The organism is Candidatus Poriferisocius sp. (genome assembly GCF_965202595.1).
Taxonomy (GTDB): Bacteria; Actinomycetota; Acidimicrobiia; order Acidimicrobiales; family Bin134; genus Poriferisocius.
Genome location: NZ_OZ241836.1, coordinates 2,278,993 through 2,298,214, shown reverse-complemented (window position 1 = coordinate 2,298,214; position 19,222 = coordinate 2,278,993). Strand labels below are relative to the sequence as shown.

Below are 19,222 nucleotides of genomic sequence, written 5' to 3'. Positions count from 1 at the left end.
GGAAACCGCTAGCCTCGGCGGGTAGTGGCGATCGGCGAGGTCAGAACCGGCGTGCTGGGTCGCGATGAGCTGTTGGCTGATCGCACCATGGCGGGCACCGTCTGGTGCCGAGCCCTGGCCCGCCGGGTCGATGAGTGGCTCCACGACATCTTCTTGGCCGAGGTGGTGGATGGCGAAGGCATCGCACTGGTGGCGGTGGGGGGGTACGGCCGGTCGGAGCTGTGCCCCCACAGCGATATCGACTTGTTGCTGCTGCACCGTGACCGTCCCGACATCGGTGATATCGCCCCCCGCCTGTGGTACCCGATCTGGGACGAGGGGCTCAAGCTGGGTCATTCGGTGCGAACGCCCCGGGAGACCAGGGATCTGGTCAAGACCGATTTGGACACGGCCACGTCGCTGTTGGATGCTCGCCATATCGCCGGCGATGGCGACATGACCGGTGATTTCACTGCCGACAACGCCAATCAATGGCGGCGCAACGCCCGGCGCTGGCTTCCGGTACTGGCCGAGCGGGTGGCCGAGCGCCATCGCCGTAGCGGCGAGGTGGCCTACAAGCTGGAGCCCGACCTCAAGCAGGGTCGTGGGGGTATGCGGGACGTGCACGCGCTGGGTTGGGTGGAGGCGGCTGCTTTCACCGCCGACGAGGCCGAGAGCCGCCGGCTGCGGGCCGACTACGAGGTGATCCTGGCCGCCCGGGTGGAGTTGCATCGCACCTCCGACCGCCCCGGTGATCTGCTCCTGCTCCAGGAGCAGGATGGGGTGGCGGCCGCGCTGGGTTACGGCGATGCCGACGACCTGATGGCTGCCATCGCCGGTTCGGCCCGCTCCATCGCATGGCGCAGTGACGAGACCTGGGCCCGGTTGGGGGATTCCGATTTGCCCGGCGACTGGAAGCGGAGGTTGCGCCGCCGGCCCAACCGCACCGGTACCGCACCGGACACCGGCGTGCTGGTCAATGATGGGTGGGTGAGGCTGGCCGGCGATGCCGATGCCACCGACCCCTGCACCATGCTACGCCTGGCCCGAGCCGCCGCCTCCCACGAGCTGCGAATGGATCGCCACAGTCTGGAGCGGCTCAACGAGCACATGCTTCCCCTGTCCGGGGAGTGGCCCGATGAGGCCCGGGGGCTGTTCGTGGATGTGTTGCTGACCGGCCCGGCCGCCCTGCCGGTGATCGAGGCGCTGGATCAGATGGATCTGTTCGTGCGCATCCTGCCCGAGTGGGCCCCCAATCGCAGCCGTCCTCAGCGCAACGCCTACCACCGGTTCACCGTGGACCGGCACCTGTGCGAAGCCGCCGCCCTGGCTGCCGGGCTGGTTGACCGGGTGGACCGTCCCGACCTCCTGGTTCTGGGCGCGCTGCTCCACGACATCGGCAAGGGCTATCCCGGTGATCACACCGAGGTGGGTATGGTGCTGGTGGCCGAAATCGCCCACCGGATGGGGTACCCACCCACCGACGTGGATGTTCTGGTGGCCATGGTGGAGCACCACCTGCTGCTGCCCGATGTGGCCACCCGGCGCGACCTGGAGGATCCCGACACCATTGCCGAGGTGACCCGCAAGGTTCGCACGGTGGAAACGTTGCGCCTGCTGGGGGCGCTCACCGAAGCCGACTCGGTGGCCACCGGCCCCTCGGCGTGGAGCACCTGGAAGGCCACCCTGGTGCGTGAGCTCATTACCCGCTGTGCCCATGTCATGGAGGGTGGTGACATCGATGAGATCACGCCGAGGGTTCCCACCCCCGAGCAGCGGAGGATGATGGAGGCCGGTGAGAGCCTGGTGCTGGGCGAGGGCGACACCCTGGTGGTAATCGCCCCCGATCGCCACGGGATGTTCTCCCGGGTGACCGGGGCTCTGGCGCTGAGCGGGCTGCGAGTGCTTCTGGCCGCGGCCCACACCGAGTACGGGATGGCGCTGGAGCGGTTCCGGGTGGAGAGCGCGCTGGGCCTCGAGATCGACTGGCCCCAGGTCACCGCTCATGTCGAGCAGGCTCTGGCCGGGCGATTGGCCATCGAGGCTCGCCTGGCCGAACGGATCAACACCTACGAGGCAACCCCCGATTTCACCCCCCGCCCGGTGGTGGCTCCCAAGGTGACCATCGACAACCACTCCTCCTCCACCGCCACCATCATCGAGTTGGCCGCTCAGGCCCGCATCGGCCTGCTGAGCCGGGTTACCGGCGCTTTGTCCCAGCTCGATCTGGATATTCTCAGCGCCAAGGTTCAGGATCTCGGCGGCGATGTGGTTCACGCCTATTACGTTCGCAACGGTGAGGGGGCCAAGGTCACCGATCCCGATCACCTGCACGAGATCGATCTGGCTCTCCAGCACGCCATCCACACCTATCCCGGTCGGGTGTGATTGTGCGGATGGGTGTGATCGTGCCTCACCCCTGTCTTCACCCCCGTTCCAGCCGGCGATGACTGCTGGGGGCCGGCCGGTGGTGGGCGAGGGCGATCTGCGGCGGTGGTCGGAGGCCCTGGCCGGGATTGCCCGCACCGGGTTGGCCTTCACCCGCAACCAGTACGAGCAGGAGCGGTTCGAGGAGGTGTTGAATGTGGCCGCCGAGATGTCGGCCACGCTGAGCGAGGGGTGGACCTCGGAGCAGTTCTACGCCGAGTGGATGAAGTCGGTGGGTGACGGCGTGCCCGGATACATCACCCCCAAGGTGGCGGTGGGTGCGGTGGTGGGCAACGACGACGGCGAGATGCTGCTCATGCAGCGAGCCGACTCCGGGGTGTGGCTCTATCCCACCGGGTGGGCCGATGTGGGTTATTCCCCCTCGGAGGTGGTGGTCAAGGAGGTGTTCGAGGAGACCGGCATAATCTGCGAGGTGGAGCGGCCCATTGCCATCCATGACGGCCTGCGCCGGGGGTTCACCACCGTACCGATGTACTCGATGGTGTTCCTCTGCTGGGCTGTGGGTGGCGAGTTGGTCCCCCATCCCCTCGAGTGCCGGGATGTCGGTTTCTTCGGTCCCGACAACCTGCCCGACGGCATGCCGGGCAACGACTGGTGGCTGTCCCACGCCTTCTCCGCCATCCGGGGCGATCCCATAGAGTTCCTCTTCGATCACCCCCGCACCCCACCCTGGCGTAGCTGATCGCGTAGCTGACCCTTTGAGTAGTGGCCCGACCCCAACTATTGGGGTTGGGTTGTCAGGTCAGGGTTGTCACTGCCGGCCCGACCCATCAGGCCGGGGTTGTCACTGCCGGGCCAGGGTTGTCACTGGGGTTGGTCGCGGAGGAATTGTTCTATCTGGTCCACGAATTCGTCGGGATCGGTGGAGTGCATCTGCTCCATCTCCCTGGCCTTGCCGGCTTGCTGGTCGTAGTCCTGCTCCAACTGGGTTATGAAGTCGGAGGCATCCTCGCCCTGGGCCGCCAGTTCGGACACGTGCTGCTCGTAGCCCTGGGTCATCTCCTCCAGATCCTCGGTGTTGGGGTTGATGTCCAGCAGTGTTCCCAGCTTCTGCATCAGGGCGAGGCAGGCCTTGGGGGAGGGCAGTTCGGAGGCGTAGCCCGGCACCGCGGCCCATAGCGAGGTGGTGGGCAGCCCGGCGGTGGTGCAGGCATCGTTGAGCACCCCCACGATGCCGGTGGGGCCCTCGTAGTTGGACGGTGAGAGCTTCAACCTCTTCCTCATCTCCGGGTCGGGACAGCTTCCGTGCACCGGGGTGGGGCGGGTATGGGGAACATCGCTCAGCAGTGCCCCCAGAGTGATCACCTGCGGACTTTCGAGCCGGTGGGCCATGGCTACAACCTGGCGGGCGAAGGTCCGCCACCTGAGCTGGGGTTCGGTGCCCAGCAACAGGGCTACTTGGGTCTCGCGGCCATCGGGGGTGTCGGAGGTGCCGACGGTGGCCAGGCTCAGGAGGTTGGTGGGCCATATCAGCGACCGGGAACCGTCGTCGCCGAGCTTCAGCACGGGTCGGGTCTCGGCAAAGTCGTAGAACGGCTCGGGATCCAGCGTGGCCATCATGGTGGAACTCCAGCGCCCGCTCATCCACATCATCGCCAGGGAGGCGGCCTCGCCGGCATCATTCCAACCACCGAAGGCAACCACCAGGGGCGGTTGGCTAGCAGGGGACTCGTTCAACCATTCGATCAACGACACCTGATCCGCTTTCCTCTTGTCTCGACGAAACCGGTTGGGGGAGGCCACCCCCTCAAACTATCGCCTTTGGCGGGGTAATCCTCAGTGCCGTTGCCTTGCTTGGCGTGGTATCCACTATCCCCTCAAACTATCGCCTTTGGCGGGGTGATTGTGCCTCGTGCCGGTAGTCTCGCCCCATGGCGGTTGAGATCACCGAGATAAGCCGGGTCACCGCGGAGCTGGTGGAGGCGTTCGAGCGGCTCATCCCCCAGCTCTCGTCGTCCAGCCCGCCGCCCGCGGCCGACTCCCTGGGTGCCATTGCCGGCTCGGAGGCCACCAGGCTGCTGGTCGCCCGGGTGGACGGGGCCATAGTGGGCAGCCTCACCCTGGTTATGGTGAGGATTCCCACCGGGTTGCGAGCCATCATCGAGGACGTGGTGGTGGACGATGGGGCCCGGGGCCGGGGGGTGGGCCGGGCGCTCAACGAGGCAGCCCTGGAGCTGGCCCGCGATGCCGGGGCGGTGAGCGTGGACCTAACCTCCCGCCCGTCGAGGGAAGCCGCCAATCGCCTCTACCTGCGCCTAGGTTTTGCTGCCCGTGACACCAATGTGTACCGGTATACGTTCAAAGAAAATTGAACCAAAAGAAAGCATCTAAAAACATCTAGTTGTAATCCTTATGGAGGTTGTTGGCAGTTCGGTTGGGGTTGGCAGGCTTCGCTGGTGGTCGCGGTGGGTTGGCGTGTTGGTTAGGTGCTGAGTAGGACGTTGCTGTAGATGGGTTTTCGGGTCCATGGGGTGGGTGGTGGTTGGGGTTGCTGTTTATGGGTTTCGGCGTGGCAGGTGGGGCAGAGCAGGACGAGGTTGTTGATGCTGGTTCTGCCGCCGTGTTCCCAGGGCTTGATGTGGTGCACATCACAAGCAGTAGCTCTCAGCCCGCAGTTGACGCAGTGTTGGTCACGGGCATAGAGAGCAAGTTTTTGTTTTTGGGTGGCGGAGCGTTGCTTACGACCCAAATACAGGGGCACCCCCTCAGCGGTGAAAATGGATGGTATTAGCGCTGCGTCGCAAGCGATGCGGCGCAACTCCTCTATCTCGATGGGGGTGTCGTCCATGAGCCCGGCGTTTTTGAGTTGACCGGTGATTGTGTCGTAGTCAACCTTCACCAAAAGCGTGGTGGGCTGCACCGCCACGTCACCACCATGACCACCACAGGTGCCACTGGCGGTTTTGGGGTTCTTGTGGGGGGTTTGGGTTATCAAAGCAGCGAGCGCGTCGGCGGCTCTTTGCTGGTGGGTGCGGTCGTTGCCATTTTTGGAGTCGTCGCGGAACATGCGATCACACATGCCATCGAGTGCGGTTTTGACCCGCTCACCGGTCACCTGGTCGAGTTCTGCGTGTAGCACCACCATGCCGTCATCACCGTTGAACACCGTGGCCTTGCGGCGGCGGCGCTGCTGATCGAGCCGCGACTCACCGTCGGTGCCGCGCCGGTCATCCTCCTGGCGAGCCAGGGTTTTCCTGAACTTGTCCAGGTTCTCGGTTTTGGCTTTGTCGATCAACTCGTCTTCCTGGGCCCGGTTCAAAGGTGCCCGACCATGAGACTCCCCCAGCAAGCGAGCATGATCTATGGAAAACCCGCCGGCTTTGACCGCATCCACCGTGGCCGGCAGCTCCCGCAAAGCGCCAGCGGTTCTGGCTTGGCGGTTGGCCAGGTAGCGGCCCATTCCGAACTGGAGGCAAAGAGCCTGCACCTCGCCCTCGCCCAAAAGATCACCGTAACGGTTCAACACCTCGGTCATGTACCCGTCCAGCGTGCAGCGGGCCGCGTTGATCTCGAACAGCAAATCGAACAAACCCTTGGAATCCATGTCATCTAAATCAACCATCTCCAACCGCAAAACATCCCCACCACCAGCATCGTAACTGCCGGCAGCATTGGCATCAGAATTGGTTTCAGGTTCGGAAACACTGGGGTCGAACTTCATACCCTCAATACTATCAGCAAGGGTGACAATACCCACCCAAAACATAAACATATTTCTGAAAATCTGAAAAATAGTAGGAAAAATGAGCCTTCGCGTTCAACACCCTCAAACCCAACCGCACCGCAATAACATCTCCAACCATCGAGGCCCTCCAAGACTCGGTGTATTGACAACACCGATTCCAACAGGGCCTCGACCCCCACACAAGGACCCCAAACCACCCCCCACCCCACAAAACGCGAAGGGCCGGAAAAATAGGTACAGACCAGACCTTATATAACATCTATGATGTAGACCCACCCGATCAGCAAGCGACCTCGACACCCCCGGCGCTGCCTTTGAACACGAGAAAAAGGGTTAACCGATGGTGATCAGCCTGAGCCATACCCGACTCAACCCTTCGTACCACCAACACCCACCTCGCGGATATAAAAGCGCATTACCATGTGACACAAAGCCCCCTCCCTGCCACCCAGATGGATGCTTTACAACCACCACAATCAACAGAATCCGACCCCGCCTGCGGGCGATGGCGGAACTGCCACCCAGATGGATGCTTTACAACCACCACAATCAACAGAATCCGACCCCGCCTGCGGGCGATGGCGGAACTGCCACCCAGATGGATGCTTTACAACCACCACAATGGCATCACAGGCTCACCCAACCGAACTGTCAACAACCTCCATAAGGGTTACATCTAGCTGCCGTTGACGGCGACCGGGACCTCGTTGGGGAAGTGGCAGGCTACGAAGTGATCGGGGGCTATCTCCCGGAGTTCGGGCTCCTCGGTCGAGCACAGATCCTGCACCTTCTCGCACCGGGTACGGAACCGGCACCCCGACGGGGGGTTGATGGGCGAGGGCAGTTCCCCCTCGATCTGACGGTCGGACACCGGATGGTCGGGATCGGGCTCGGGGATGGAGGCCAGCAGCACGTCGGTGTAGGGGTGGGCGGGGTGGGAGTAGAGGGCATCGGGGCCGGCCACCTCGCACACCTTGCCCAGGTACATCACCACCACCCGATCGGAGACGTTCTTGACCACGGCCAGGTCGTGGGCGATGAACACCAGGGTCAGCCCGTAGCGAGCCTTCATGTCCTCCAGCAGGTTGAGGATCTGGGCCTGCACCGACACGTCCAGCGCCGACACCGGTTCGTCGCAGATGATCACCTTGGGGTCCAGCACCAGGGCTCGGGCGATGCATATGCGCTGGCACTGGCCGCCGGAGAACTGGTGGGGGCGACGGTCGGATACGACCTCGGGGTCGAGCCCGACCGCGTCGAGCACCTCGTTCACCTTCTGGGTGGACAGGTTGCCGGTGTTGTTGTGCCAGATGGACAGGCCCTCGGCCACGATGTCCTTCACCTTGCGCCGGGGGTTCAGCGACGAGATGGGGTCCTGGAAGATCATCTGCATCCGGGTGCGGGTGCGCCGCAGTTCCTCCTTGGACAGCTTGGTCATCTCCACGGAATCGAAACGCACCGATCCCGAGGTGGGGGGAGGCAACTGCATCATCGCTCGACCGGTGGTGGATTTGCCGCAGCCCGATTCACCTACCACCCCCAGGGTTTCCCCCTCGAGGATGTCAAAGCTGATGCCCGACACGGCGTGCACCACCGCCTTGCGCCCGGCGGGGAACTCCACCACCAGGTCCTCGACGGAAACCAGGGCCTCGGCTCCCCTCAGATGGGCTTTGCCTGTTCCAGCCATGCGTTGGATCCTCCTGGGCTATGGCCTATGAGACGGCGGCGGCGTGCAGATCGAGACCGGCGGCGGTGACCCCGTCCTGCTGGTTGGCAGCCAGCGCCTCACGGTTCTGCGGTGATCCCACCGGAAAGAAGCAGGCCTGGCGGTGATCGGACTGACCGGTCTCGAACAGCGTCGGCTCCTCGATGAGGCACTTCTGCTGGGCGTAGCGGCACCGGGGGGCGAACCGGCAACCCACCAGGTCGAGCACCATGTCGGGCGGGCGGCCGCTGATGGCATCCAGCCGGGTGTGGCTGGTGTGCTCCACCCTGGGGATCGACTTGAACAGCGCCTCGGTGTACGGATGGTTCATGTGGTGGAACAGGGTGGTGGTGCCGGCGGTCTCCACCATCTTCCCGGCGTACATGACCCCGATGCGGCGGGCCCGGCCGGCCACAACGCCCAGATCGTGGGTGATGAGGATCATGGCCATGCCCAGCTCGTCCTGGAGGGATCCAAGCAGGTCGAGGATCTGCTTCTGCACCGTCACGTCCAGCGCGGTGGTGGGCTCATCGGCAATCAGCAGCTTGGGGTTGCAGGCCAGCGCGATGGCGATGGTGACCCGCTGGCGCATCCCGCCCGACAACTGGTGGGGGTACTCCCGGAGCCGCTTGCGGGGCTCGGGGATGCCCACCTGCACCATCAGCTCCAGGGCTCGCTCCATGGCCTCCTGCTTGGACGCCCCGAGGTGGTAGCGGATGGATTCGGTGATCTGCACGCCCACCTTCTTGACCGGGTTGAGCGAGGTCATCGGATCCTGGAAGATCATTGCCATCTGGGTGCCCCAGAAGTGTTTCGCCTCGCTTCGGCTCAGGTTCCGGGTGTCCTTGCCGTCGAAGATCACCCTCGAGCCGTCGGGGATGATGGCGTTGCTGGTCAAGATGTTCATGATCGAGCGCACCAGCACCGACTTGCCCGAACCCGACTCGCCCACGATTCCGATGGTCTCGCCCCGGTCCAGCGAGAAGCTCACCCCGTCGACCGCCTTCAGGATGCCCCGCGGCGTGTCGAAATAGGTGCGAAGGTTCTCCACCTCCAGCAGTGGTCGTTTCGCTTCTGCGTTGCTCTCGGGCAGTGGTTGTTCAGCTTCTGCGTCGCTTTCGGGCAGCGGTCGTTCAGCTTCCACGTCGCTCACCATAGCCCCCGAAGAGCCCCGACAACCCGTACTTGCGCCGGATCTGGGCTCGCACCGACATCGGCCGGCCGTGCTCGTCCAGAACTTCCTCGGGGGTCCCGTCGGGATCCTCCCGGTCGCGGTCATACGCGATGACCGTGGTTCCGGCCAACCAGTCCGGTACCGTGCGGCGGCGCCGGTCCACCGGCGCGGTCAGGTAGGTCGCGGCGTTGACCACCAGCCCACCCAGTGCCACCGGAGGCACTATCCACGATGCTCCCCCCACCACCCAGCGGGCCGCGCATCGGCCCAACCCGATGTGGCTGCCGTCGGTGGTGCGCACGGCGCGCAGCTTCATCAGGTCCATGGCCGGGGTCTGCCCCTCGTTCCAGCGCAAGAACACCATTGTGTACACGAAATGGAAGAAGATGTAAGCGAGCACCGCGGCCGTGGCCCGCCCCCAGGGTTCGGGTTGCCACCGGCTCGACACGCTGTCCATGAACCACAGCAATTGGATCACGGTCAGCATCCACTGGATGAAGAACACGGTTATGGCATCGATGAGCCGGGCAAGCACTCGCCGCCACAGCACCGCCACGGGATAGGGGTTGCCACCGGGGCCGGCAACCATCCTGCGGCCCTCAGGCAGCTCTTCGGTGCTCGCCGGGGAGGTCACTGTGCTCACAGCAGCTCTTCGACCACCTCTGGGGGGCGGGCGATCACGGCCCGGTCGCCCCGGACCACCACCGGTCGTTGCATCAGCCTGGGGTGCTCCATCAGCAGATCAAGCACGGCATCGGCGCTCCGGTAGTCGTCGATGCTCAGGCCGAGTTCCTTGAAATGGTTATCCTCCCGAACCAGATCGGTGGGATCCCCGGGCAGGATCTCCAGGAACCTTTCGAGGTCGGATCGGCTCAGGGGATTGTCGAGGTAGCGGACCACGTCGAACTCGACGTCACGCGACTCGAGGATGTCGAGCGCGCCCCGGGAATTGCCTCAACCGGGGTTGTGATAAACGGTGATGCCAGCCATCTCAACCGGGGTTGTGATAAACGGTAATGTCAGCCATGCCCAAACATTAGCTTCCTACTAGCATCGCGCCATGCACGATCTGGTGATCAAGGGTGGAGTCATTGTTGACGGCACCGGTGCCGACCGGTTCACCGGTCACATCGGAGTCACGGACGGCAAGGTGGCGGTGGTGGACCGCAGCGGCGGTCCTGCCCCCGAGGCGGCCCGGACCATCGATGCCTCCGGGTTGCTGGTCACTCCCGGGTTCGTGGACTGCCACACCCACTACGACGGTCAGGTGACCTGGGACGACATGCTCCAGCCGTCATCTGCTCACGGGGTGACCACCGTGGTTATGGGCAATTGCGGGGTGGGGTTCGCCCCGGTGCGGCCCGGCACCGAGGAGTGGCTCATCCAGCTCATGGAGGGGGTGGAGGACATCCCCGGTGCCGCCCTGTCCGAGGGCATCTCGTGGGGATGGGAGAGCTTCCCCGAGTACCTGGATGTGGTGGAGCAGCGCCACCTGGCCATAGACGTGGCCGCCCAGGTGGCCCACGGGGCGGTGCGGGGCTATGTGATGGGCGAGCGGGGGGCCCGCAACGAGCCGGCCACCCCGGACGACATCGAGGCCATGTACGCCATCGTGCGCGAGGCCATCGAGGCTGGTGCGGTGGGAGTGTCCACCTCCCGCACCCTGGGTCACCGGGCCATCGACGGTGAGCCGGTGCCGGGCACCTTCGCCGCCGAGGACGAGCTGTTCGGGTTGGGTCGGGCGCTGGCCGATGCCGGTTCCGGCGTGTTCGAGCTCGCTCCCGCCGGGGCCGCCGGGCTGGACCTGGTGGCCCCACCCAAGGAGATGGACTGGATGCGCCGCCTATCGGCCCACTTCGACGTGCCGGTGTCGTTCGCCCTGTTGCAGGTGGAGGCCGCCCCCGACCTGTGGCGGGAGATGATGGACGAGTCGTTGCGAGCGGTGGACGAGGGGGCTCGGGTGTATCCCCAGGTTGCCGGCCGCCCGTTCGGGATGCTGATCGGCCTCCAGACCAATCATGCCTTTGCCAAGCGGCCCACTTTCGTGTCGCTGGCCCACCTGCCCTTCGAGGAGATGGTGGCAGAGTTGCGCCGGCCGCCGGTTCGGGCCGCCATCCTGGCCGAGGACGACCTGGCCCCCGACCCGACCGTGCTGTTCGACCGGATGCCCGCCCTGGTGGCCTCGATGATCCACAAGCTCTACGTGATCGGCGACCCGCCCGACTACGAGCCCACCGGCGACCGCACCGTGGCAGCCATGGCCCGGGCCCGGGGGGTGGACCCGCTGGAGATGCTGTACGACCTCTGCCTGGCCGACGGCGGCCATGCGCTGATGATGCTGCCCATGTTCAACTACTACGAGGAGAACCACGATGTCATCCGCGAGCAGCTCCTGCATCCCGCCGGGGTTTCGGGGCTGTCCGACGGTGGAGCCCATTGCGGCATGATCTGCGATGCCTCCATTCCCACCTTCATGCTCACCCACTGGACCCGGGATCGAACCAGGGGTGAGCAGCTTCCCCTGGAGTGGGTGGTCCGCAAGCAGACCCATGACACTGCCTCGCTGTACGGTTTGGGCGACCGGGGAACCCTGGAGGTGGGCAAACGGGCTGATATCAACGTGATCGATCATCAGGCGCTGACCCTGCGCTCCCCCCGGGTGGTTCACGACCTACCGGCCGGGGGTCGTCGCTTGGACCAGATGGCGGTTGGCTACGTGGCCACCGTGGTGGCCGGCGAGATAACCCGAAGCAACGGGGCCGACACCGGAGCCCGTCCCGGCCGGTTGGTGCGCGGCACCCGATAGTTGAGCTTTAGGGCGGTACGACATTTGGGGCTGGAATGCTTGCTAAGGGGGGGGGGGGGGTTGTTATAGTAGGGGGTTATGTTGAGTTTTTTGCGGGTTGGTTTGGGCTCTAGCCGGGGGGGGGGGGGGTAGGCGTTTAGGGCTGCCCTGGTTTGGGCCCCTGATCCTGTTGGGGTCGGTGTTGGTTTCGGTGGGGGATGTGGGTGCGCAGTCGGTGCCGAATTCTCCGTCGTCGCCGGTGGTGGTGGTGTTGGGTGGTGGTGCGGTGCGGTTGTCGTGGGGGCCGCCGCCGGATGCTGTGGGGGTTTCGGGTTATGAGTACACGTATTCTGAGCAGGCGTTTGGTCAGAGCAGTTGGGTTCCACCGGAGAACAGGGTGGAGGATACTTCTACGAATTTAGCGCCTGTTTCGGGGGATCGTAGTGGGGTTGTGTGGCGGTCGGTGCCCGGGGGTGGGGCTGCTCGTTCGGTGGTGGTGTCGGGTTTGACGCTTGGTAGCAGTTACAAGTTCTGGGTGCGGGCAGTGAACGCAGCGGGAGCGGGGTACATTGTTGAGCTTAGTGGCGCGGTGGATGGGCATTTGATGTCTGTTGTTCCGCCGGTGCTGGGGGGTTTGCGGGCTAAGGTTTCCGATTCCCAGGTGGAGTTGAAGTGGACCAAGGCTCTGGGTGAGGTAGCGGGATCAGGGTTTTCTGATATTTTGCGGTATGAGTATGCGATCAAACGGGGTGATGGGGGTTGGTCGGCGTGGTCGTCGATGCCGGATTTGATGCGTGGGAGTTCGGTTTTGGCGGCTGGGAATCGTGATTCGTTCGTGGTTTTGGGTTTGGTTAACGATGTTGGGTATTCGTTCCGGGTGCGGGCGGTTAACAAGCATGGCAACGGTGCTGCGGGTGAGGTGGGACCGGTGGTGGTGGGTGGTGCGCCGGGTGCTCCTCGTAACTTTGTGGTGATGTCGGGTGATAAGTCGGCGTTGTTGTCGTGGCAGCCGCCGGGGGTGGTTGGCTCGCCGGTAACGGGTTGGGAAGTCCGCTGGCAGTCAGGGATGAGGGTACCGTCGGATGCTCCATGGTTGAGGGTTCCTGGTGGGGCTGGGGCCAGGTCTTATTATGTGACCGGTTTGGATAATAACGAGAGTTATTCGTTTGAGGTGCGGGCTGTCAACGCGTTGGGTGGGGGTTTGGGGGCGCGTTCTGGGTTTGTGTATTTGGGTAAGCTACTGGAGGCGCCTGGTAATTTGCGGATGCCGACGGTGACGGAGTCGTCGGTGACGTTGAGGTGGAACAAGCCGGCTAATTTAGGTGGTGGTAATGATGTTCTTGCGTTTCGGCGTTATGAGTATTCGCTGCGAGCCGGTGATGGTGATTGGGGTGATTGGGTGACGGTACCGGGTGACGCGGATCTCGCTATTATAAGTTTTGAGGTTAAGGGTTTGACTGCGGGCACCGGGTATCGGTTCCGGGTGCGGGCGGTTACTAGTGTTGGTGCTGGTGCGGTGGCTGAAACGGGGGTTGTTTATCCGGGTACGGAGCCGCTGGCGCCGGTGTTGTCTGCGGAGGTGGTGTCGGATTATACGATAGGGTTGCATCAGGTGGTTTTGTCGTGGACGGGTTCCAATGGTGGTTCTCCGGTGACGAAGTGGCAACTGAAGCGGGTAGAAGGTGCGGCTAATGTGGGGAAGTTGACCAGCGCGACGTGGTATGATTTGTGTGATAACACAGCGGGGTTGGATCCTACCTGTGCGGGATTGTCGACGGTTACGCTGCCCACGGGTCGGACCTTTGATTATAAGAATGCAACTGAATGTCTTGTTAATTTGTGTGTGGGTAGTTTGGGTGTGGGGGATCATTATTTTGTGTTGCGGGCGCAGAACGCTAGGGGTGAGGGTTTGGAGTCGGGGGTTGTGAGGGTGAACATTCCCAATGGTGTTCCCGCTATGCCGGTGAACGCGTTTTTGAGGGGTTACACTGGTGATCCCCGCACCGATGGTCGCCCTCATATGGGGGTAGGCTTGCCTTTGAATTATCTTAATGGTGGCACGCATTTGCGGTTTGAGTGGTCGTGGAAGGTGGGTGATGGGCAGTGGGGTGGTTGGGTTACTCAACAGGGTAGCTTGACCCGTGCTACTGAGCTTTTTGATGAGATGACTTTCCGGGTTGGGGAGATTTACACGTTCAGGCACCGGTCGGTGTCTGATTTAGGTGTGGGTTATGCGATTGAGTCGGAACCGTTTGTTTTCGGGGCTCCGCCTTTGCCTGGTGCTGATGGTTGGTCGGGTTTAGCCTTCACGCGTCCGGAGGTGTCGGCGGTGCCGGGTAATGGTCAGGTGAAGTTGAACATCGTTCGACCCAAATCAACGTTTATAAGCCGCAGTGGTGATTATGTGGTTGGTTATGATAATGCTTTCACCGATACCGAGGGTACTTATTCTGGTGAGACGGTTTGGGAGTATTCGTATCGTCCTGCCGGTGGTGAGTGGTCGCCGTGGGCGGTGTCCAATGTGGGTCAAAGGTTCGCTGATCGGGATGCGAGCAGCGCTGATGTGGCTGGTGATGGGATCACGGTGTCGGGTTTGCGTAATGGGGTGGCTTATGAGTTCCGGGTTAGGGCGCGGAACCGGCACGGTACCGGTTGGTTGGCGGGTCCGGTGTTGTATTCCAACGGTGCCGGTTTGAATAGCAAAGCTGGCGATGTGATGCCGGACAGGGTAGTGATCCCGGGTGTGGCACCGCCTGCACCGGCAGGGTTGGCTGCTTCGGGTGGTGATGGTCAGGTGTCGTTGTCGTGGATGTCGGTGGGGTCGGGGGGTCCGCCGATCATCCGTTGGGAATACCGTCTACAGAGTCGAGCCGCGAACGCTGACAATTTTGGTACTTGGGGCGATTGGACACCGGTTTCGGGTTCGGGGCCGTCGAGGACTCAAGGGGTGATAAAGGGTTTGACCAATGGCACGTCGTACCGGTTCCGGGTGCGGGCGGTGAATGCTTTGGCGGTCTTCGACAGCGAGGGTGTTTTGGAGACTGTGACTACCACTGTCAACAAGGGTGCGCCGGCGCAGTCGTTGCCGGTTACCCCTGGCAATACGCCCACTGCGCCTCGCCAGGTGCGGGTGGTGCCCGGTGATGGTGGGGTGAGGGTCTCTTTGTTGGCCCCTCAGGGTGGTTCTGCGGTTTTGGGTTATGAGGTTCGGATGCGGCGCAGCGGTAGCAGCAGTTTTGATGCGTGGCAATCGTTGGGAGCTCGTGTCACTCCACCGGCCCGCCATTTGGCGGAGTCGGTTGGTGTGCTGGTGCGGGGTTTGGTCAATGGGGTGGGCTATGACTTTGAGGTGCGGGCGGTGAACCAGTTCGGTGCTGGCCCCGCCGCAGGCGTGGTTGGTCCGGTTACGCCGGTGGGCGCACCTGTTGGGGGTTCGCTGTCTGCTGTTGCTGGTGATGGGCGGGTCACGTTGTCGTGGGCAGCGGCGAACACGGGGGGTAGCACGGTTACGGGTTGGCAGTATCGCATGAAAACTGATGGTGGGGGTTACGGTTCATGGACCGCCGTCACCGGTGGGGCGATGGCTCGTAGCCTGGTGGTGGATGATCTCGCCAACGGTCGGGCCTATACCTTCCAGGTGCGAGCCATAACCACCAATGTTCAGGTGATTGGGGCGGCGTTCGAGTCCACCCCGGTCACCCCCTCAGCGGTGCCTCCGGCACCGTCGGTGACCGCCACCGCTGCGGATATGAAGGTCACTTTGAACTGGAGTCCTGTTGCTGGCGGTGCGGTGGGGGAGTCCAATTGGGCTGCTGTTGTTACTGGTTGGCAGTATCGGATGAAAACCGGCACCGCTGGTTACGGCGCTTGGGTTGATGTGCCTGCCGCTACCACCACCCGTGAGGTTGATGGTCTCACCAACGGTGTTGCCTATATGTTTGAGGTCCGAGCGCTGAACAGGATTGGTGCTGGTACTGCCGCTGTTGCGACGGCGACACCGGCGACGGTGCCCGAAGCGCCCACGGTTACCACCACGGCTGGTGACAAGACGGTGACGGTGAGCTGGACACCGGGCGATGACGGGGGTTCTGCGGTGACGGGTTGGCAGTTGCGCACCGGCGATGGTGAGTGGGCCAACTATCCTGCTGGTACCACCTCGGTGCCCGTCTCCAATCTCGCCAACGGCACTACTTATACGTTCCAGGTTCGAGCCGAAAACGTGATGGGTGCCGGCGCGGTCGGCGTTGACACCGCAACCCCTGCTACCGCCCCCGCCGCGCCCACGGTTACCACCACGCCCGGTGACGGCACCGTTACTTTGTCGTGGACACCCGGCACCGATGGGGGTTCTGCGGTGACGGGTTGGCATTTGCGGGTTGATGATGGTGAGTGGGTGGATTTGACCGGTATGGGTTTGGGCGCTGATGCCACTTCGGTGCCGGTGCCCAACCTGACTAATGGCACCAGCTACACGTTCCACCTAAGGGCTCAGAACGCGATGGGTGCTGGTGCGGTGGCTTCGGTGTCGGCGACACCTGCTGCGGTACCGGCTGCTCCCAGCGTCACAGCGACGGCTACCGATGGCACCATCACCGTCACTTGGATGGCGGGTGGTGATGGGGGTTCTGTGGTGACGGGTTGGCAGTTGCGCACCCGGGTCGGGAGCTCCGGGTTCGGTGATTGGGCCGATGTTGGTGCGGCCACGACCAGCACGGTTATAACCGATACCAACACCGGCACCGGTCCGGTGGCCTATACCTTTGAGGTGCGAGCGGTGAACGCGGTGGGGGCCGGCCCCGCGGGCACCTCGCCCACCGTGGTTCCTGGTGATGATCGGGCTGGTGATGAGGGTTACTACACCGGTCCCGTCAATAGCCCGAGTTTCTGCGCGGAGTTCTCTTTGGGTGGGGCCCGCCTGTTTGCCCTCGACAGCGATGGTGATGGGGTGGCTGATGTGTGCTCGTTGCCGTACACCCGGCGCGAGGCCATAGCCCGCCACAACGCGGTTATCACCCTGGCCAACCGTTACCCCGACCTGTACCGCCAACTCGTCAACGCCGAGTGCGCCAACCAGCCCGGCAGCGAGGCTTGCGGCGGCGACACCCTGGCCGCACCCGGTTTCCCGCCACCCAACGATGGGGGTCCTTATTATTCGGGGACCATCACCGGCCCCTCATATTGCGCCAACCGCTCCCTGGGTGGGCCCACCACTTACCCCTTGGACAGCGACGGTGACGGGGTGGCCGATGTGTGTTCGCTGCCCTACACCCGTCGTGAGGCCATAGCCCGCCAAAAAGCCGGCGACACCCTGGCCGCTACCTATCGCGATGAGTACAAGACCATCCTTGCCGAGGAGTGCCGCCGCCTGGGCCGCGGCAACTACGGCGACGGCGTTGCCGATCTCAACAACGACATCTGCAACAACTAACCCACCCCCACCCTATTTCTCCCCGCCGGGGTGTCCCCCACCACCCTGGGTCAACCCCGGCGGGGACCCACCCCCGCCAACTGCTCTGCGGTGGGGTGTCGGATAGTTGTGCATTTTGTCATGCAGCACAAGGTGCGATAGCAGGTCAAGCGGTCCTCTGAGGTTCCCGGTACGGACCTTTGTTTTCATTCCACGACTTCGGCCCTCCCAGAATGCCGGCTGCCTACTAGCATTGCGCCATGCACGATCTGGTGATTAGGGGCGGCTTGGTTGTGGACGGCACCGGGGGGGAGCCGTTCACCGGGGATGTGGCCATCGATGGGGATCGGATCGCCGGGGTGTATCCCGGGGGCAACCCCGAACTGGAGGGCCGGGAGATCATCGATGCCTCCGGGTTGCTGGTCACCCCCGGGTTCGTGGACTGCCACACCCACTACGACGGCCAGGTGACCTGGGATCCCATCTTGGAACCGTCGGCTCACCACGGGGTGACAACCGTGATGATGGGCAACTGCGGCGTGGGTTTCGCCCCGGTGCGGCCCGGGACCGAGGAGTGGCTCATCCAGCTCATGGAGGGGGTGGAGGACATCCCCGGTGCCGCCCTGTCGGAGGGCATCGAGTGGGAGTGGGAGACTTTCCCCGAATACATGGATGCCCTGGAGCGCAAGCCGCTTGCCCTGGACGTGGGTTGCCAGGTGCCCCACGGAGCCGTGCGAGCCTACGTGATGGGCGAGCGGGGGGCCCGCAACGAACCCGCCACCCCGGACGACATCGCCCGGATGCGCGAGATCGTGGCCGATGCCTTGCGGGCCGGTGCGTTCGGCTTCTCGACATCTCGCACCATCGCCCACATGGCCATAGACGGCGAACCGGTGCCCGGCACCTTTGCCGCCGAGGAGGAGCTTTTCGGAATCGGCCGGGCAATTTCGGAGGTGGGGCATGGCCTGTACGAGTTGGCCCCCGCCGGGGTGATCGGAGAGGACTTGGCTGCTCCCGCCAAGGAAGTGGACTGGATGCGCCGGCTGTCGGCCGAGATCGGTTGCCCGGTGACCTTTGCCCTCGTGCAGGTGGATGCCGCCCCGGAACTGTGGCGGGAGATCATGGAGCTGTCCGCGGATGCCGCCGCCGATGGGGCCCAACTCCACCCCCAGGTGGCACCTCGCTGCAACGGCATCCTCATCGGGCTTCAAACCAATCACGCCTTCAGCAGCCGTCCCAGCTTCGGCGAGGTTGCCGATCTCCCGCTGGAGGAGCTTGTGGGCGAGTTGAGCCGGCCCGAGCGCAAAGCGGCCATCCTGTCGGAGCAGAGTTCGTTCGACAACCAATTCGCCGAATACATGGGCACCCAGCTTCACCGCATCTACGTGCTGGGCGACCCGCCCGACTACGAGCCCGGCCCCGAGCGCTCGGTGGCGGCGATCGCCAAGGCTCAGGGGCGCGACACCGAAGACCTGCTCTATGACCTGCTGCTTGAGGACGGGGGCCGGGCCCTGCTGCTCTTCCCGTTCCTCAACTACAGCGATGGCAACGCCGACGCGGTGCGAGAGATGTTCCTGCACCCGTCGGGGGTGTCGGGGCTGTCCGACGGCGGAGCCCACTGCGGAACCATCTGCGATGCCTCCATGCCCACCTGGTTGCTCACCTTCTGGGCCCGTGACCGCCGGCGGGGCGAGAAGCTGCCCCTGGAGTACGTGGTGCGCAAGCAATCCCGGGACACCGCCCGGCTGTTCGGCCTCACCGACCGGGGCACCATTGAGCCTGCCATGAAGGCCGACTTGAACATCATCGACCACGAGCGCCTCACGCTGCACCCGCCCCGGCTGGTGGCCGACCTCCCCGCCGGGGGCCGCCGCTTCGACCAGAGGGCCACCGGCTACGTGGCCACCCTGGTGAACGGCGTTGTAACCCGGCGCAACGGCACCGACACCGGTGCCCGCCCCGGCAAGCTGCTTCGAGCCGGCAAGCCGCTTCGAGCCGGCAAGCTGCTTCGAGCCGGCGCGTAGTTAGGGGTAAACCTT

12 protein-coding genes are annotated in these 19,222 nt (G+C 63.9%); 6 read left to right on the top strand and 6 right to left on the bottom strand.

The window, feature by feature from the left end; translation table 11 throughout:
- The first annotated feature begins 24 nt into the window (after window positions 1-24).
- Together ACOGXC_RS10400 and ACOGXC_RS10395 are read left to right on the top strand one after the other, a co-directional pair.
- Entirely contained in the window at window positions 25-2,367 is a 2,343-nt protein-coding gene (locus ACOGXC_RS10400) for a [protein-PII] uridylyltransferase (protein ID WP_419918128.1), read from the top strand.
- A 58-nt stretch (window positions 2,368-2,425) separates the two neighbouring features.
- Complete coding sequence (locus ACOGXC_RS10395; protein ID WP_419918127.1) at window positions 2,426-3,109, top strand: NUDIX hydrolase N-terminal domain-containing protein; 684 nt, start codon at window positions 2,426-2,428, stop codon at window positions 3,107-3,109.
- Between the two features lie 122 nt (window positions 3,110-3,231).
- Here the strand turns inward: ACOGXC_RS10395 and ACOGXC_RS10390 are convergent, their stop codons facing one another.
- Window positions 3,232-4,170, bottom strand: coding sequence for a PAC2 family protein (locus ACOGXC_RS10390; RefSeq protein ID WP_419918126.1), 939 nt, complete (start codon window positions 4,168-4,170; stop codon window positions 3,232-3,234).
- A 128-nt stretch (window positions 4,171-4,298) separates the two neighbouring features.
- Between ACOGXC_RS10390 and ACOGXC_RS10385 the strand changes: the two genes are divergently transcribed.
- Window positions 4,299-4,739, top strand: coding sequence for a GNAT family N-acetyltransferase (locus ACOGXC_RS10385; protein ID WP_419918125.1), 441 nt, complete (start codon window positions 4,299-4,301; stop codon window positions 4,737-4,739).
- A gap of 110 nt (window positions 4,740-4,849) precedes the next feature.
- On the opposite strand, the gene ACOGXC_RS10380 is transcribed toward ACOGXC_RS10385, so the two are convergent.
- From ACOGXC_RS10380 to ACOGXC_RS10360, 5 genes are all read right to left on the bottom strand, one after another.
- Window positions 4,850-6,088 (bottom strand): DUF222 domain-containing protein, encoded by a 1,239-nt coding sequence (locus tag ACOGXC_RS10380; RefSeq protein ID WP_419918124.1) that lies wholly within the window; start codon window positions 6,086-6,088, stop codon window positions 4,850-4,852.
- Window positions 6,089-6,788: 700 nt separating this feature from the next.
- Window positions 6,789-7,799: an ABC transporter ATP-binding protein gene (locus ACOGXC_RS10375; RefSeq protein ID WP_419918123.1), complete on the bottom strand. Its 1,011-nt coding sequence runs from the start codon at window positions 7,797-7,799 to the stop codon at window positions 6,789-6,791.
- Window positions 7,800-7,824: 25 nt separating this feature from the next.
- Window positions 7,825-8,961, bottom strand: a complete 1,137-nt coding sequence (locus ACOGXC_RS10370; protein WP_419920059.1) for an ABC transporter ATP-binding protein — start codon at window positions 8,959-8,961, stop codon at window positions 7,825-7,827.
- On the bottom strand, window positions 8,951-9,634 hold the full coding sequence (locus ACOGXC_RS10365) for an RDD family protein (protein WP_419918122.1): 684 nt from the start codon (window positions 9,632-9,634) through the stop codon (window positions 8,951-8,953). Before ACOGXC_RS10365 ends, ACOGXC_RS10370 begins: the two co-directional genes overlap by 11 nt.
- Window positions 9,631-9,891 (bottom strand): ArsC/Spx/MgsR family protein, encoded by a 261-nt coding sequence (locus ACOGXC_RS10360; RefSeq protein ID WP_419918121.1) that lies wholly within the window; start codon window positions 9,889-9,891, stop codon window positions 9,631-9,633. Before ACOGXC_RS10360 ends, ACOGXC_RS10365 begins: the two co-directional genes overlap by 4 nt.
- A 160-nt stretch (window positions 9,892-10,051) precedes the next feature.
- Between ACOGXC_RS10360 and ACOGXC_RS10355 the strand changes: the two genes are divergently transcribed.
- From ACOGXC_RS10355 to ACOGXC_RS10345, 3 genes are all read left to right on the top strand, one after another.
- Entirely contained in the window at window positions 10,052-11,797 is a 1,746-nt protein-coding gene (locus ACOGXC_RS10355) for an N-acyl-D-amino-acid deacylase family protein (RefSeq protein ID WP_419918120.1), read from the top strand.
- A gap of 199 nt (window positions 11,798-11,996) precedes the next feature.
- Window positions 11,997-17,204: a fibronectin type III domain-containing protein gene (locus ACOGXC_RS10350; protein ID WP_419918119.1), complete on the top strand. Its 5,208-nt coding sequence runs from the start codon at window positions 11,997-11,999 to the stop codon at window positions 17,202-17,204.
- Between the two features lie 239 nt (window positions 17,205-17,443).
- The gene (locus tag ACOGXC_RS10345; RefSeq protein WP_419918118.1) at window positions 17,444-19,207 is read left to right on the top strand and encodes an N-acyl-D-amino-acid deacylase family protein; all 1,764 of its coding nucleotides are present in this window, start codon (window positions 17,444-17,446) and stop codon (window positions 19,205-19,207) included.
- The last annotated feature ends 15 nt before the right edge of the window (window positions 19,208-19,222 follow it).